Consider the following 14,341-nt stretch of genomic DNA (forward strand, 5'->3'; position numbering starts at 1 on the left):
CTGAACCCTGATGCGACACCATCAACACCCGCGCATCCAGATCGATGTCGCACCACCGCAACCCCGCCGCCTCACCGCGGCGCAGACCCAGCAACGCGACCAACAAAGTACAGCGGATACAAATGATGGCCACGGGCGTGGTCCAAGAACGCCGCAGTCTGCGCGACCGTCCACACCGCCACCGACGGCCGCTCTCCAGTGGCCTGCCAGTGAGCGACCCGAGGTTCGGTCCACACCACCGCTCTCGGCCGACGCCCGGACGGCAACTCCACCCACCGAGCCGGGTTCTGCTCGATCAGACCACGCCGGATCGCACCATTAATGCCACCCGCAGCACACCCCGAATACGCTGCAACGTCGCGGCCGACAACGGTTTGCCCCGCGCGGTCGGCATCCGCATCAACGCTGCGAACATGGCTTGAATCTTGCCCACGGTCAAGTCCTTCAACACAATCCCACCCAGGTACGGCTTGAGATAGTCCCGGACATGCTGCACATACAGACGGCGAGTCGACACAGCCAGCGACTGGCGGGTCTCAAGCCAGAGATCCAGCCACTGCCCCACCGTCACCACGCTGAGATCCGGATCCACATCCGCACCCAGCAGATAGTCGCGCGCCTGCTCAGCCGCAACACGCGTCCGAAACCCACCACGCCGCACCCGCTGCCGCGTCCCGTCCCGGCCAACCGGCAACTCGAACGAGAAATACCACGACCCATGCCCACGCTCACTCAACCGCGGACACCCTCGACCGAGGCGACGCCCGTCGACGCGACAACCACACCGTTTGCACACGTTTCCTCGCCTGTCCATCATGAGGTCCCTTCACATATCGATCTATGAGCCCTACCCACGGCGCTGCCACTGAGCGTCGACCGGGCCGCATCACAGACCCCGCATCCAGATCGTCTACACACAACGCCCTGAACAACAGCCAAGTCGTTCCGCGCCAGCACACCTCATCTCACGTCAGATACGCCCGCAAGCAAACGATCCGAAGAGAACATCGAGAAATATCACCGATGTGAGTGACGGGCAGGGCCGCTCGCGCATGTCGAGACGCCGGGCCACGTCAGTGTCGCCATCACCACCGGTGCGGTTCACCGCGTGGCGTCTACTTCCTGCCGGTGATCGTGGCCAGGACCTGTTCGGCGACCGCTGTCGTCGCCTTGCATGAGCCCTGCTCCCGAGGCGAGATGACGTTGTACTGGAGCACGTTGACGCCGACGTAGCTGGTGTCGGTGATGCCGATCGCGAGGTTGCAGAACTCCGGGGAACCCTGGCCGGTGTAGTAGATCACCGGATGGCCGGCCATCGTGTCCGGCTTCCAGTACTCGGGTGAGGCGCCCTGGGCGTGTTCGGTGACCAGCTTCGCCAGGCCCCACTGCGGCTCAACGAAGGTGGTCACCCACAAGGTTGCGCCTGCCGAGAATGTCATCCACGCAGGTCAGGCGGCATGGTGATACTCGTTGAGAATGCCGCCCAAACGCGGGCGTCGACGGATGTCGACACGGGCGAGTTCGTCCTTATTGGTGATCAGCGCTGGCAGCGGCCGTAGTGGTTGGGCGTTGGCGATATACCTGATGGACAACCCTGCCGGGTGATCATCGCAAGAGCAGGACAACGCTGACACCGCCCCAAGCCAACACCCATATCGCTATTCGAACCCCTGGCTGGCCAAGCACGAGATCAACTCCTGGGCGTCTTGTCGTCTCTGTGGGCCGAGGGGGTGTCGAAGTCGGGCGGCAGTTCGGGGATGGGGGCGAATTCGTTGGTGCGTGTATCGACGTAGAGGGTCAGGCGCCCGGGTAGACACACCGAACAGTCCGGGAAGACCATCACATAGCTAACCATCGCCAGATTGGCCAAGAACTGCGCGCGACCGGGAATGATCATCTCGCATTCCTCACCGGGTGCGGTGGCCGGGATCGGCAGCAGGGGTGGGACGAATGGGGTGCTCGCGGTTACCAGCGGCCCGACCGATACAGCATCCGGTCCCGCCAATGTGCGGTTCCGGTGTTCGCCAGCCGTTGCCGGAGCAGGAAGACGTGGTTCGATGGCAGGCCAACCGTGCGATCGGTGACATCGCCGGCGAACGCTTCGAGGTCGCTGGCGAGCGCGATCGAGTCGCCCGGCACAGGCACGCCGCGTCCCTCTGGGGTACCGCCGAGGCGCAGCAGCCGTTCGGCCTCAGTGAGCTGGTCGTATTGGTCGAAACCGATCTCCCGGACGATTTTCTGGTAGTCACGGAGCCAGCGTGGGCCGGCGAATTCCGCCAGCAACTGGTCGAAGCTACGCCACCATCGGCTGCGTGGCAGCCGCTCCGCCAGACTGAGCCACTGCCGTCGGCGGAACTCCGGTGTGTTCGACGGCGCGGCCGCCAGCACCGGTTCGTCCGGCCAGAGCGGCTCGACCTCGGCCTCGGACCGGCCACCGGCCAGCAGGGCCTCCGCCAGTGCCTCCCAGATCTCGGGCGGCAGGTCCGCTTCGCCCTTCTCGACCCTGCTGAGCCGTTGACGGCTCACCTCATCCTCGGGAAAGCCATGCGTTTCGAGCAGCTCGATGAACTTCTGCTGAGACATCGTCCCGCGCAACGCCTTCAAGTGCTGCCCCTTCATCGCTGCGCCCATTCCTTGTAACAGTCACCGAGATCTTCGGGAGGTACCGTAGCCGTGTAGATGAGGCCCAGCAGAAGCGTAGGGAAGCAGTGCACGCCGTTGGGCCACATCGCCTTGACACAGAACCGGTACGTGCCGGGCCGTTCCGGCGCTCGCACCACGCACCGCACCTCAGCCGTGCCACCGGGATCGGTGTCGGGGACAGGCAGGAACGGGACCGTCTTCGGGCCGTCGGCAGTGAGGCCAACGGGAAACAGCAGCCGGTCCCGCCACGGCACGGTGCCAGTGTTGTGCAGCACCCACCGCACCACTCGGTATTCGCCCGGCCACACCAGCATGCCTTCCGGGTTGGGTAGGTCGCCGTCGCCGAGCGTGCCCGTCTTGTCGCCGCGGCTGGGATGCCAGGCCGACCGGTCATTCCATCGATCCCGACGGGCGCGTAGTTCGTTGGCCTGGTCCCGAAGTATGGCGAGTACGTGGTCCGGAGCGTCCCGCAGGTCGGCGCGGAGCGCCTCGAACTCCGTGCCGGGCGGAAAATCCGTCGGCAGGTTGCGAGTTCGTTTCGGCGGAACGTGGCGCTGGTCCGCGCGCATCGCGTTCGCCCACGCGTGCATGGCAATGAGGTATCCGTCGCCGCCGAAGGCGATGTCGTAGGCGCGGACCAGCCACGGCCGTACCCGGCTGGCCTGAGCGTATTCGGCAGTCTCGTCGACGCCGTTCTTGCTCAGCCATTCCGGCACCCGCAGCCGCGCGTTGGTCCCCCGTTCCACGTGGGACAAATACTTCTGGGTCACCAGATGCGGCGGCGAATGGCGGCCGCCGGTTCGCGATTCAGCCCCCTCGATGTCCGGATACAACCGGCGGAGCGTCGCGTTGAGCACCTCGGCCGACGCCTCTTGGCTGTCGCCGGTCGCGGCTCTGATCTGCCGCATCGCGGCGCTGAGCTCGCGGGTGGGGACGATATGCCGTGGAGCGCCGGCTAGCCGAACGCCGGCCAGCCTGACGCCCTGCCAGAAGTCGATCGACGCCACGCCGGTGAGCCCCTCTCGCTGGATACACAGGATGATCCGATGACACGTGGTCGCCCCGGGGACACGATGCCGCGGCAATGTTAACTTGCGCGGATATGACGGTCGTCCGAACAGTGGCGTCATGCGGCGGAGTTCTTCATCAACACCCTCGTTCCTCGTGCTGTGCGACGAATGGCTGCCCCGGCACGGCGGGATCTCGTCCTTCCACCGATCCCTCGCGATCGCACTCGTCACAGCCGGTTACCGTATCGCGTCGCTGGTGCTGACCGCGTCGCCGGCGGAACACGCGGACGCGGAGCACCATGGTGTGCGGCTGATCACCGCTGTGGACACGCCGGGTGGTCCCAATTGGTATGTCTGCCCGGACAAGGTGCGAGAGTTCGCCCCGGACGTCGTGATCGGCCACGATCGCGTGAGCGGGAACGCGGCGTGGTGCTACGCGAAGGTACAGTTCCCCGGCGCCCGGCTGGTGCACATCGTGCACACCGCTCCGGCGGAGATCGAGCCGCACAAAGGCAACAACGAGACCACCCGGATCATCGAACAACGTGAAGACTTCACACGGCGCCTGGCCGCTGACGCGGACGTCGTCGCGGCTGTCGGACCTCGGCTGACGCGCACCACCCAGTCTGTCATCGACGACGGGTACGGCACGGTCCAGGTGGTCCGGCTCGATCCAGGGCTGACAGTTCCGGCGGCTGCCGAGGGTCGCCGCAGGCGTGTGCCGGCTACGTCGTCTGTGTTGATGTTGGGCCGTACCAACGAGATCCGGCTCAAAGGACAAGACATCGCCGCGAAAGCGGTGGCCGTGCTCGCAGCGAGCAGTGACATCCCCACCCTCTGCCTGCGGGTACGCGGCGCACCCGCGGACGAATGTGACCGGCTGCGCGCCCACCTGGCCGGCCTGGCCGGAGCGCCAGCGGACCTGATCTCGGTGCTTCCGTTCGTACCGGACCGGGACCGGCTGGATATCGAACTCAACCAGGCTGCGCTGTGCGTCATGCCTTCCACTGTCGAAGGATTCGGCCTTGTCGCCCAGGAAGCGATCGCCGCAGGCACACCGGTCTTGGTCAGTTCCCGAAGCGGCATCGCCGAGCTGCTCGCCGAACAGCTCGGATGGTCGGCCGAACCCTTAATCGTGCCGGTCACCGGCGACGTGGACCGGGACGCTGCGGCGTGGGCGGATGCGATGCGACGCACACTCACCGATCTGTCCGGCGCGTTCGACCACGCACACCATATCCGTGAGCTGCTCGCCCCAAGGTTGCGCTGGAACGCCGTGGTCGACCGATTGGCGGGCACGAACCGCCCAGGCAGTGCGGTGCACCTGGGCTGACGTCTCAAGAGATCGCGTTCAGGCGGGCGCGAACCCCGTCAGCCTCCGGGTTTCCCAAGCACTCCAGCAGCGCCAAGGAACGCCGCCAAGCTGAGGTTGCCTCAGCCACCCGCCCGGCCGCCTGGTGCACGAGCCCGATCTGGTCCAGCGCGAGTGCCGCGAAATAGTCATCGCGCAAGGCGACGTCCAGCGCGAGCGATTCCTCATAGGTCGCCACCGCCGCGTCCCACTGCCCGAGATGGTGATAGACGGAACCGAGTACGCGCAACGCATACGCCCTACCTTCGTCGTTGCCGATAGCCCGGTACAGCGCGAGGGCGGCGGTGCAACAGCTGATCGTCTCCTGCGGGGCGCCCAGGGCCAGCGCGCAGCGGCCGATCGCGCTCAAGGCAGTGGCGCGGAGATTGGCGCTGCTCGCGGCTTCGGCCAACATCAGGGCTTGGCGCGCGTCGGCGTACGCCTCGGCCACCCGGTCCTGTCGCCAAGACTGGGTGACCCGGCCAAGCAACGAGTCAGACTCCTCGGCTTGCTCGCCGAGCTCATGAAACAGGACCACCGCCCGTCCGAGGAAGTCCTCGGCTTCCGCGTCCCGGCCTTGCCGGACGAGAGACTTGCCCAGTACCCGGCAGATCTTGGCCTCCCCGTACGGGTCGCCGAGCCTGTGCGTGCCGAAAACCACGTCCATCAAGGTCAAGCGGCACGTTGATATTCGTGAAGGATTCCGCCGAGACGATCGCGTCGGTGGACGGTAAGGCGTTCGATCTGGCCGGGTTCAAGTACCAGCGGGAGGGCTCGCAGAGGTGCTGCGGCGGCCAGCGATCGGTGGGTTCGGTGCAGGTTGTAGTGCCGCTCGTACTCACGCAGCGCGTGCCGGAGGTGGGCCTCGTTCCACATCAGCATCCGGTCCAACAGTTCGGCCCGTAACGTCCTCACCCATCGTTCGATGATCGCGTTCATACGAGGCATCCGGACACCGGTCAACACCGTGGCGACCCCGGCGCCACTGAGGATCTCGTCGATCAGTGCGGGGTACTTGGCGTCGCGATCGCGGACGAGGAACCTGACCCGCACGAGGTGTCCAGCGTCTTCGAGATCCATCAGCAAGTTGCGGACGGCCCGCGTCACCCAGGCATGGATGGGATGCGTGGTCGTGCCGAGTATGTGCACGCGTCGGCTGGCGTGATGGATGACGGCGAGGATGTACTGGCGGACGCCGGTCAGAGTGACGGTCTCGATGAAATCCATCGCCAGGATCGCCTTGGCCTGGGAGCGCAGGAAGTCAGCCCAGGTGACAGACACCCGGAGCGGGGCCGGTTCGACGCCAGCCCTCTTGAGGATCTCCCACACAGTCGAGGGAGCGATCGAGATGCCCAGGAGGGCGAGTTCGCCATGGATACGCCGGTAGCCCCACGACGGGTTCTCGGCGGCCAGGCGCAGGACAAGGCGGCGAATCGACGCGACCGTGCGCGGACGCCCTGGCCCGCGGCTCATGCTCGCGCGGACGTGGCGGCGTTTTACCAGGTTGCGATGCCACCGAAGCACCGTGTCCGGACTGACCAGCAGCCGCAACCTACGCAGCGCCGCGCGGCCCAGCGGCACCAGCAGTGCTGCGAGCAACGCCCTGTCCTCAGGCCACAATCGTGGACGCCGGTCGCCGAGTTGTCGTTGCAAGACGGCGAGTTGGTGGCGTAACGCAAGGATCTCGACGTCCTTCTCACGATCGGTCATCGGCAGCAGCCGAAGCATGCCGAAGGCGTGAGTGACAGCGAGATAGGCGAAGCGAACGAGCACGAATCGCGATCATGCCGGACAGCGACCGGTCACACGCCGATGGCCGTTGACCTGCTTCGATGAATTTCTCGGCACGAATAACATTCACACCGTCGAGAATCCTGAAGCGGGACGAGTTCTCGGCGAGTTCCCGAAGAGGGTCGCCGCCCCTATCCGCGGCCGGCCCGTAGGCGACCGGTGAGTTGTCGTCGGCGTGGTGTGTGCGACTCGTCATCCCGAGTGCCACCAGCCATCACCCGACGACCCGCCAAACATGACGACGATGCCGGGGACTCATCAAGTTGACCACTCAATCAGCGATCGAGCCGGACGTCCCGCGCTCCCATCCGGGCGGGATGTGTTGCCAGTTGCCGGCGATGTTGGGATAGTCGTGGCAGGTGGGATCACAACCCTGGGGGCAGAGCCACTGTGTCACTGTACGAGTATCTGGCTGACCGGTATCCGGGTCCCGTCTACATCTATGATCTCGACCGGGTAGTGGCCGCCATCACGGATCTCCGGGAAGCCCTACCCGACCACAGCCGGGTCTACTATTCGCTCAAAGCCAACCCGCACATCGACATCGTTCGTGAGCTGTGCTCAGCGGGTTGTCTCGCGGAAGTCAGTTCGTCCGGTGAGTTGGACAGCGCGTTGGCGGCCGGGCACAGTGGCGAGGACTGCCTGTACACCGGCCCGGGAAAGACCGACGCAGAGATCGCTTATGCCCTGCGGCGCGGCGTCGGCCTTGTCTCGGTCGAGTCGGTGGCCGAACTGCGTCGGCTCGACCGACTGGCGGCCGCGCAGCAGGGTCCTGCCGGTGTCCTGCTGCGCGTGAACGCCCACCGCGAGGCCGGGTCCGGCGGCATTCACATGACCGGCTCCGCGTCTCAGTTCGGGATCCACTTCGATCAGATCGGCGAAGCGGTCGCGGTCGCCCAGGATTGCCCGTCGATCGATGTGCGCGGTCTGCACCTGTTCTCCATGAGCAACGCTCAGGACGAGGACAGCCTCATCAAAGAACTTGAGTCCAACATCGCCACCGCTCGGCGGATCCAGGACACGTTCGGCCTGCGAGTTCGGCTGGTCGACCTGGGCGGCGGCTTCGCCGCGCCCTACACCCAGGCACAGACCCGGCCGAGCTATCCCGCTCTGCGGGAGGCGTTGCGGAGACAACTCGACCAGCATCTCCCTGGCTGGCGCTCTGGTGTCCCGGAGGTGGCCTTCGAGTCCGGGCGATATCTGGTCGGGGACAGCGGCAGTCTCATGTGTACCGTCACGGACGTCAAGACCAGCAACGACACCTGTTTCGTCGTCCTCGACACGGGCGTGAACGTCCTCGGCGGGCTCTCCGGTATCGGGCGGCTGCTCCCGTTGTCCGTTCATCCCCTCGCCCCGTTCCCCAGTGCCGACGCCAACGAGATCCGGGCCACGCTGGTCGGTCCTTTGTGTACACCCGCGGACGTGCTTGGCCGCAACGTGGATTTGCCCGCCGTGCGACCGGGAGATCGCCTGGTCATCCCGAACGTCGGCGCCTACGGCCTCACCGCGAGCCTGCTCGGGTTCCTCAGCCGCCCCACTCCCTGTGAGATCGTCCTGCGGCACGGGAAGATCGTCTCGGAGTCCCGTCTCGAACTGGTGCGGGTGCCCGCGGGCAAGGAGTCAGCCAGGTGATCTCGCGTGTCTTCGACCTTCTGGACACGGCGGCCTCAGCCAGACCGGACGATCTCGCGGTCGTCGACGATGCCGGCGAGTGGACGTACGGCCAACTCGCCGACCACAGCCATGGCTTCGCCGCCTGGCTCACATCTGCGGGGATCGGTGCCGGCGACCGAGTTGTGGTTGAAGCCACGCCTCGTCGTGAGTTCGTCGCGATGCTTTACGGCTGCCTCCGAATCGGCGGGATCTTCGTCCCGATCAGCCCAAGCATGAAAGAATACCAACGTGACCACGTTCTGGCCGACGCGGAGCCGGCTATCGTCATCGCGGACTCCGATCAGGCGGACGTGTGGCAGCAGGTTCGGGCGACGCTCACCGAACCCTTCCGATCGGCCGAGGTCTTGCCGACCGATATCGCACTGCTGATCTACACGTCCGGAACCACGGCGGCTCCCAAGGCCGTGGTATCACACCACGGCCACGTCGTCTTCGCGACCGGTGCCATCGGCTCCCGGCTTCGATACCGGCCCGACGACGCCGTGCTGTGCCGGCTGTCCTTGGCCTTCGACTACGGGCTGTACCAGGTGTTCCTGTGCGCTCAGGCGGGTGCACGACTGATCCTGCCCGGCCAGGGCGCTCCCGACTTGCTGCTGCTCGCCGAAGCGCGACGCAACCGCGCCACCGTGGTTCCAGTAGTGCCGTCACTGGCCACGATTCTGCTGCACTGCGCGCGACGTGACCGGGCTTCAACCGGCATACGCCTCTTCACGAACACGGGCGAGGCCCTGTCGCCCGCGACCATCGCGCGACTGCGGGAACACTTCCCTGGTGCCGGGATCCAGTTGATGTACGGAACCACGGAGTGCAAACGGATTTCCATCCTTGAGGTCGACGGTGACCTGGAGCGTCCCGGGTCAGTCGGTCGCCCGCTGGACGGCACGAAGGTGGATATCGTCGGGGAGGACGGTAGGCCGCTGCCCGCCGGCGAGACCGGCGAGATCGTGGTGCGCGGTCCACACGTCATGGCGGGGTACTGGAGATCTCCCGAACTCACTGAACGGACGTTCCGAACCGACCAGGACACCGGAACTGTCGCCCTGCACACCGGCGACTATGGATGTCTGGACAGCGTGGGGCATATCTACTTCCACGGCCGACGAGACGACATGTTCAAGCGCAGGGGCACACGCACCAGTGTCCAGGAAATCGAAGCCGCCGCCAAGGACATCCCGGGTGTCGCCGAAGCGGTGTTGTTGCTTCCCAACGAAGAGCGCGACATCGTGTTGTGTGCGGTGGCGACGATCGGGCCAGCGGACATCCTCAGTGGACTCGGTGAACGGTTGGACTCGGCCAAAGTCCCGGACGTGTGCCTGGTGTTCGACCACTTCGACCGTAGCTCGAACGGGAAGATCGACCGGGAGTCGGTGGCGCGACGCGTGTCCTGACCGAACCGCTCAGCGCGCCAAGCTCCGCACCCGCATCCGGGTGTATTCGAGCAGGCCGTAGTAACCGTACTCGACACCGATGCCGGACGAACGGAAGCCACCGAACGGCACGTTCGACCGCAGGTCGCCATGAGTGTTGACCCAAGCGGTCCCGCAGTCGAGCGACGCGGCGACAGCGGCGGCTTCGGCCTCGTCACCCCACACCGAGCCGCCGAGGCCGTATTCGGTGTCGTTCGCCCGCCGGATCGCCACGTCGACGTCCGTATACGCGAGCACCGGGAGCACCGGGCCGAACTGCTCCGTCACCTCCACCTCGGTTCCTGGCGGCAGCCGGTCCATGACCGTCGGGGGGTAGAAGTAGCCGGGCCGGTCAAGCTTCGCCCCACCGGTCACCGCTCTCCCGCCGGCCTGCCGGGCGGCCGTCACCAGGCCCGACACCCGTTCGAGCTGCGCGTGTTCGGCCAGCGGGCCGAGGTCGGTCACCGGTGCGTCCCCGTCGCCCACGACAGCTCGCCGTGCCTCGGACGCCAGCGCGTCCACCAGATCGCCGTAGTCGGCCTGGTGTACGTATACCCGCTTGATCGCCGCACAGAACTGGCCGCTGTTGACCATCGCACGTCGAAATATCCCGGGAGCGATCCGACTGATGTCCGTGCCGGGAAGGACGATGCACGCGTCGTTCCCACCCAGTTCGAGGATCACCTTCTTGAAGTCACCCGCCACCGACCGGGCGATCAGCCGACCGGTGTGGATCGACCCGGTGAACGACACCACTTGCACAGCTGGGTCCCCCACCAGCGCCTGCCCCACATCGCCGGCGCCGATCACGATGCCGAGAACGTCGGCGGGCAACACGTTCGCCAGCAGTTCGACCATCCGCAGGCTCGACAGCGGAGTGACCGGCGAAGGCTTCAGGACGACGGTGTTCCCGGCCAGCAACGCGGGCGCGATTTTGGTCACCGCCAACAACACGGGATAGTTCGACGGCGCGATTGCCGCCACCGTACCATAGGGCGGACGACTCAGGTCGATCTCCGCCGCCGGCTCCGCCACCAGCGACTCCGATGGCACCCGCAAAGCGGCGGTATGGCCGAACCACTCAGCCGCGAGGGTGACTTCGGCGCTGGCGTCCGCGAGTGGCTTGCCTTGTTCGCGGGTAAGCAACTCGGCCAGTTCCGGTATGTGGGCGTCGAGCGCCTTCTCGCATGCGCGTAGTCGGTCCCGTCTGCTGTCCTCGCCCAACTCTCGCCAGGCCGGTGCGGCAAGCGTGGCCGCTCGCACGGCACGGGTCACATCTTCAGCCGCACTCGTCGCAACGGTCGCGAACACTTCGCCCGTCGCCGGGTTCAGCACCGGCAGTTCCTTGTTCACCACGACGGACACTCCCCCTGTCACTGGCCATTTTCACCACGTGCGGTGGCGCTGTCCGGGACGAGTTCGTACACATCGAACAAGACGGCGTGCTCGACATTCAGGCGGCTGCCGTGGGCTGACGCGATCTCCGTGAGGAATTCAGCCGGCTTGACGGCCGCGTCATCGAGCCCACGCAGGTAAGCCGAGTGAGCACTGAGGGAGGCGATGCCGCGGTCCAGGAAGCCCGTCACGTCAACACCGTGCGACGGCTGCGCCGAGCCTGCGAAGCATACGAACCGTACGCCCGACCATGGCTCCAGCCCCTCGTCGAGAAGCTCCGGAAAGACCCACCTGTTACCTGCGTCCCGCGCGGCATCGAGCGCTGCCAGCCCGACCGCCCGATGGTCCGCCTGGTTGGTCAGTCGTGCGGCCATCCGCTCGGTGTAGGCGTAGCTGACCACTACGTCCGGCTTGTCCCGCCGGATGACCCGCGCGATGTCACGGCGGAGCGGCAGCCCGTACTCCACGACACCGTCGCGATAGTCAAGGAACTCGACCGCGTCCACGCCGACTTCGCGAGCGCCGACACGCTCCTCCTCGGCGCGCAACGGCCCGGCCTCGTCCGGACGCATGCCATCGATACCGGCTTCGCCGCGGGTCGCCAGCAGGTAGCTGACCTCCTTGCCGTGCGCGGTCCATTTAGCTATCGCCGACGCGGCACCGAACTCCAGGTCGTCCGGGTGCGCCACCACACATACTGCGCGCTGCCAGTCCTCTCGCAGCCACGAAGGAGACTGCGGCGTGTTGGGCATGTCGTGATGCTAGATGGTCGGGTCGTCGACGGCCAACGGTCCGCTGTGCGATTATTCGGTGTGCCTCCCCGGCCGGCGGTGGGGCGGCGCTGGCCCAGTCCTCGGCGGGAGCGCAATGTCCGACACCATCGACCTGGTTGTCCCCAACATCGCGGAGTTCAACCTCCGTCATCCGCGACTGACGCTCGATCCGGCCACGGTCGACAGCTTCCAGCTGTTCGGGCGCGCGATGGCGGACCAGAGCGTGTTCTGGAGCCGAGAGCGGCGCGTACAGGTACTGCCGACCACAGTCGACATGCAGTGGTTCGCTGACGTGCACGAGGCCATGGGCCTGAGGTCACCGCCCTTGATCTGCCCGACGTTCCGCAGTGGCAGGATCATCGAGGACATGCTTGACGACGCGGCGGCAATGGCCGCCCTACGCCGGCATCTCGCGGACCACAAGCGAGTTCAGTTCGTCTCCTGGGGAGCGACCGAGGACCTCTACCGTCTCGCGGCGGCGGTCCGTGGGTTCGGACACGAGGTTCTGCTTGACGTTCCCGCCGAGAACCAGTACTGGACCAGCTTGTACCTGGACTCCAAGGCCAGTTGCCTCGACCTTGCCAACCAGATCCCCGGTGTGCGGGTCGCCCCGGGCGTCACAGTGGACTCCTGGCACGAACTGCGCGGGATCCTCGAAATGATGCGCGCGAACGGCGACACCGCGATCGTCCGCGGCTTCTATGGCACCGCTGGCGAGGGCTCGGCCGTGGTCCAGCCCGAACCAGGAGCCTTGGACGAGTTCTGGCGCGTGCTACGCGACGATCCGTTGCTGCGCATGTTCCCCCTGCTCGTCCAGAAGTACCTGCCACACCACCACGACTTCGGCAACCCCGCGGTCGACATGCTCATCGCCGACGACGGCATCGCGGACCTTGTCCTGAGCATCATGACCGTGGACATCCACCGGTTCGTGAGTGTGAACATCGGTGCCGGCCTGCTCCCCTCCGCCATCGCCGACGAGATCACCGACATCTCCCGTCAAGTCGCGGCCGCGGCCCGCCGGCTGGGCTTCCGCGGCTGGTTCGGGATCGACTTCCTCGCCGACGAACGCGGCGACATCCACGTCACCGAGTTCAACGCCCGGCGCACCGGCGGCACACAGTGGATCCCGCTGCTGGACAGCTGGCAGCCCGCTCGGGACGCCGTCGCCCACGCCCAGCACGCGATCCCCGTCCCGGCGTCGGCTCCGCCGAACCTCGGCTACCCGGACCTGCGCCCGGCCTTCCAGCGGTTGCGGCATCAGGGGTTCCTTGCCCTACCTGTGGCCACTCGGCTGCTGTCCCATCGTAAACGGTCCTACGGCTTCGTCACCCTCGGTGCTGACGCCGCGACCGCCGAGAGCTACGCTGACACGGTGCGCGACGCCATCGAGTCCAGTCTCACGTCTTCCGCCGGCTTCGACGGAAGCCTGACATGACAGCACAAGACATCCAGCAGTGGTTCTATACCCAACCGGGTCCGATGACGGCCCTGCCCGACCCGCTGTCCTGGTTCCATGACCTGCCCACAGACCCCGGCCTGCTCCGGCAGGTTCTGCACGGCGTCCTGATCCACGGCGACCTGGTTCACCTCTACGGACTTGGTCATGACGACGTCCGCATGCGGGAGATCCATCTCCGCCCGGTGGGCGAACTGCTCGCCGCATTGCGGTCCAGGGCGGACCTTCCGCTGGCCGTCGCGCGGCAGCCCGAGGACCGAGTTTGGGGTTCCTGCCGTCATTTCGCCGTGCTGTACTGCGCGCTGCTCAGAGACCAGGGCGTGCCCAGCCGGGTGCGGTGCGGCTTCGCCAACTACTTCGATCCGGCAAGCTGGGTGGATCACTGGATCCTGGAGTACTGGAACACCGGGACACAGCGCTGGCAGCGGGCCGACGCCGAGCTTGACCCGGTGGTCACCAAGGTCTTCCGGGTGGCCCTTGACCCAGAAGATCTACCGGCGACGGCGTTCCTCGCGGGGGCTGAAGCCTGGCGCGGCTACCGGCGGGGCGAGCTCGATCCGGAGTTGTTCGGCTTCGGCGACAGTCGTGGCGCCAAGATGATCGCGGGCAGCGTGATCCGTGACCTGGCCGCGCTGAACAAGGACGAAATGCTGCCGTGGGACTACTGGGGCGTCGTGGACGACTGGGACCTGGGAAGGTCCACAGTGGACGAGTCGGTGATCGACGGACTCGCCGACGCGGTGCTGGCCGACGCCCAGCCGGAGCTCGAAAGGGCGTATCGGCGAGACGGCATCGCCGTGCCCGCCGATCTCGACTTGGTGCGACCTGACCGCTGAGCG

The 14,341-nt window shown here is 66.3% G+C and carries 14 protein-coding genes; 5 read left to right on the forward strand and 9 right to left on the reverse strand.

Annotated elements, in window-relative coordinates:
• Positions 1 to 295: 295 nt before the first annotated feature.
• The 5 genes from EV192_RS08720 to EV192_RS08745 all read right to left on the reverse strand — a co-directional run bounded on the left by EV192_RS08720 (position 296) and on the right by EV192_RS08745 (position 3,650).
• Positions 296 to 736, reverse strand: coding sequence for a tyrosine-type recombinase/integrase (locus EV192_RS08720; RefSeq protein ID WP_165960288.1), 441 nt, complete (start codon positions 734 to 736; stop codon positions 296 to 298).
• 379 nt (positions 737 to 1,115) lie between these two features.
• Positions 1,116 to 1,409 carry a DUF3558 domain-containing protein gene (locus EV192_RS08725; protein WP_132113239.1) on the reverse strand — a complete coding sequence of 98 codons (294 nt, stop codon included), beginning with the start codon at positions 1,407 to 1,409 and terminating at the stop codon, positions 1,116 to 1,118.
• Between the two features lie 281 nt (positions 1,410 to 1,690).
• Entirely contained in the window at positions 1,691 to 1,897 is a 207-nt protein-coding gene (locus EV192_RS08735) for a hypothetical protein (protein ID WP_132113245.1), read from the reverse strand.
• A 68-nt stretch (positions 1,898 to 1,965) separates the two neighbouring features.
• Positions 1,966 to 2,619 carry a hypothetical protein gene (locus EV192_RS08740; protein WP_132113248.1) on the reverse strand — a complete coding sequence of 218 codons (654 nt, stop codon included), beginning with the start codon at positions 2,617 to 2,619 and terminating at the stop codon, positions 1,966 to 1,968.
• Positions 2,616 to 3,650 (reverse strand): NBR1-Ig-like domain-containing protein, encoded by a 1,035-nt coding sequence (locus EV192_RS08745; RefSeq protein WP_165960289.1) that lies wholly within the window; start codon positions 3,648 to 3,650, stop codon positions 2,616 to 2,618. Before EV192_RS08745 ends, EV192_RS08740 begins: the two co-directional genes overlap by 4 nt.
• Before the next feature lie 121 nt (positions 3,651 to 3,771).
• Between EV192_RS08745 and EV192_RS08750 the strand changes: the two genes are divergently transcribed.
• The gene (locus EV192_RS08750) at positions 3,772 to 4,986 is read left to right on the forward strand and encodes a glycosyltransferase family 4 protein (protein WP_132113254.1); all 1,215 of its coding nucleotides are present in this window, start codon (positions 3,772 to 3,774) and stop codon (positions 4,984 to 4,986) included.
• Positions 4,987 to 4,990: 4 nt separating this feature from the next.
• Here the strand turns inward: EV192_RS08750 and EV192_RS08755 are convergent, their stop codons facing one another.
• Both EV192_RS08755 and EV192_RS08760 read right to left on the reverse strand, forming a co-directional pair.
• Positions 4,991 to 5,671: a tetratricopeptide repeat protein gene (locus EV192_RS08755; RefSeq protein ID WP_132113257.1), complete on the reverse strand. Its 681-nt coding sequence runs from the start codon at positions 5,669 to 5,671 to the stop codon at positions 4,991 to 4,993.
• Positions 5,672 to 5,676: 5 nt separating this feature from the next.
• Positions 5,677 to 6,777, reverse strand: coding sequence for an integrase core domain-containing protein (locus EV192_RS08760; protein WP_132113260.1), 1,101 nt, complete (start codon positions 6,775 to 6,777; stop codon positions 5,677 to 5,679).
• A 408-nt stretch (positions 6,778 to 7,185) separates the two neighbouring features.
• On the opposite strand from EV192_RS08760, the gene EV192_RS08765 reads away from it, so the two are divergent.
• Both EV192_RS08765 and EV192_RS08770 read left to right on the forward strand, forming a co-directional pair.
• The gene (locus EV192_RS08765) at positions 7,186 to 8,427 is read left to right on the forward strand and encodes a type III PLP-dependent enzyme domain-containing protein (RefSeq protein WP_132113263.1); all 1,242 of its coding nucleotides are present in this window, start codon (positions 7,186 to 7,188) and stop codon (positions 8,425 to 8,427) included.
• Positions 8,424 to 9,857, forward strand: a complete 1,434-nt coding sequence (locus EV192_RS08770) for a class I adenylate-forming enzyme family protein (RefSeq protein ID WP_207925943.1) — start codon at positions 8,424 to 8,426, stop codon at positions 9,855 to 9,857. Before EV192_RS08765 ends, EV192_RS08770 begins: the two co-directional genes overlap by 4 nt.
• Positions 9,858 to 9,866: 9 nt before the next feature.
• On the opposite strand, the gene EV192_RS08775 is transcribed toward EV192_RS08770, so the two are convergent.
• Positions 9,867 to 11,231, reverse strand: coding sequence for an aldehyde dehydrogenase family protein (locus tag EV192_RS08775; protein WP_207925944.1), 1,365 nt, complete (start codon positions 11,229 to 11,231; stop codon positions 9,867 to 9,869).
• Positions 11,232 to 11,248: 17 nt separating this feature from the next.
• Positions 11,249 to 12,022 carry a PIG-L deacetylase family protein gene (locus EV192_RS08780; RefSeq protein WP_132113269.1) on the reverse strand — a complete coding sequence of 258 codons (774 nt, stop codon included), beginning with the start codon at positions 12,020 to 12,022 and terminating at the stop codon, positions 11,249 to 11,251.
• 115 nt (positions 12,023 to 12,137) lie between these two features.
• On the opposite strand from EV192_RS08780, the gene EV192_RS08785 reads away from it, so the two are divergent.
• Together EV192_RS08785 and EV192_RS08790 are read left to right on the forward strand one after the other, a co-directional pair.
• On the forward strand, positions 12,138 to 13,481 hold the full coding sequence (locus tag EV192_RS08785) for an ATP-grasp domain-containing protein (RefSeq protein ID WP_132113272.1): 1,344 nt from the start codon (positions 12,138 to 12,140) through the stop codon (positions 13,479 to 13,481).
• Positions 13,478 to 14,338: a transglutaminase-like domain-containing protein gene (locus EV192_RS08790; RefSeq protein ID WP_132113275.1), complete on the forward strand. Its 861-nt coding sequence runs from the start codon at positions 13,478 to 13,480 to the stop codon at positions 14,336 to 14,338. The genes EV192_RS08785 and EV192_RS08790 overlap by 4 nt, the downstream gene beginning before the upstream one ends.
• Positions 14,339 to 14,341: the final 3 nt, after the last annotated feature.

The organism is Actinocrispum wychmicini, from assembly GCF_004345645.1.
GTDB lineage: Bacteria > Actinomycetota > Actinomycetes > Mycobacteriales > Pseudonocardiaceae > Kibdelosporangium > Kibdelosporangium wychmicini.

What these genes read in the sequence shown, in the direction of transcription:
- EV192_RS08785 (WP_132113272.1), top strand. Translation starts at nt 12,138, where the DNA reads ATGTCCGACACCATCGACCTGGTTGTCCCCAACATCGCGGAGTTCAAC.
- EV192_RS08735 (WP_132113245.1), bottom strand. Translation starts at nt 1,897, where the DNA reads ATGATCATTCCCGGTCGCGCGCAGTTCTTGGCCAATCTGGCGATGGTT.
- EV192_RS08740 (WP_132113248.1), bottom strand. Translation starts at nt 2,619, where the DNA reads ATGAAGGGGCAGCACTTGAAGGCGTTGCGCGGGACGATGTCTCAGCAG.
- EV192_RS08780 (WP_132113269.1), bottom strand. Translation starts at nt 12,022, where the DNA reads ATGCCCAACACGCCGCAGTCTCCTTCGTGGCTGCGAGAGGACTGGCAG.
- EV192_RS08755 (WP_132113257.1), bottom strand. Translation starts at nt 5,671, where the DNA reads ATGGACGTGGTTTTCGGCACGCACAGGCTCGGCGACCCGTACGGGGAG.
- EV192_RS08750 (WP_132113254.1), top strand. Translation starts at nt 3,772, where the DNA reads ATGCGGCGGAGTTCTTCATCAACACCCTCGTTCCTCGTGCTGTGCGAC.
- EV192_RS08790 (WP_132113275.1), top strand. Translation starts at nt 13,478, where the DNA reads ATGACAGCACAAGACATCCAGCAGTGGTTCTATACCCAACCGGGTCCG.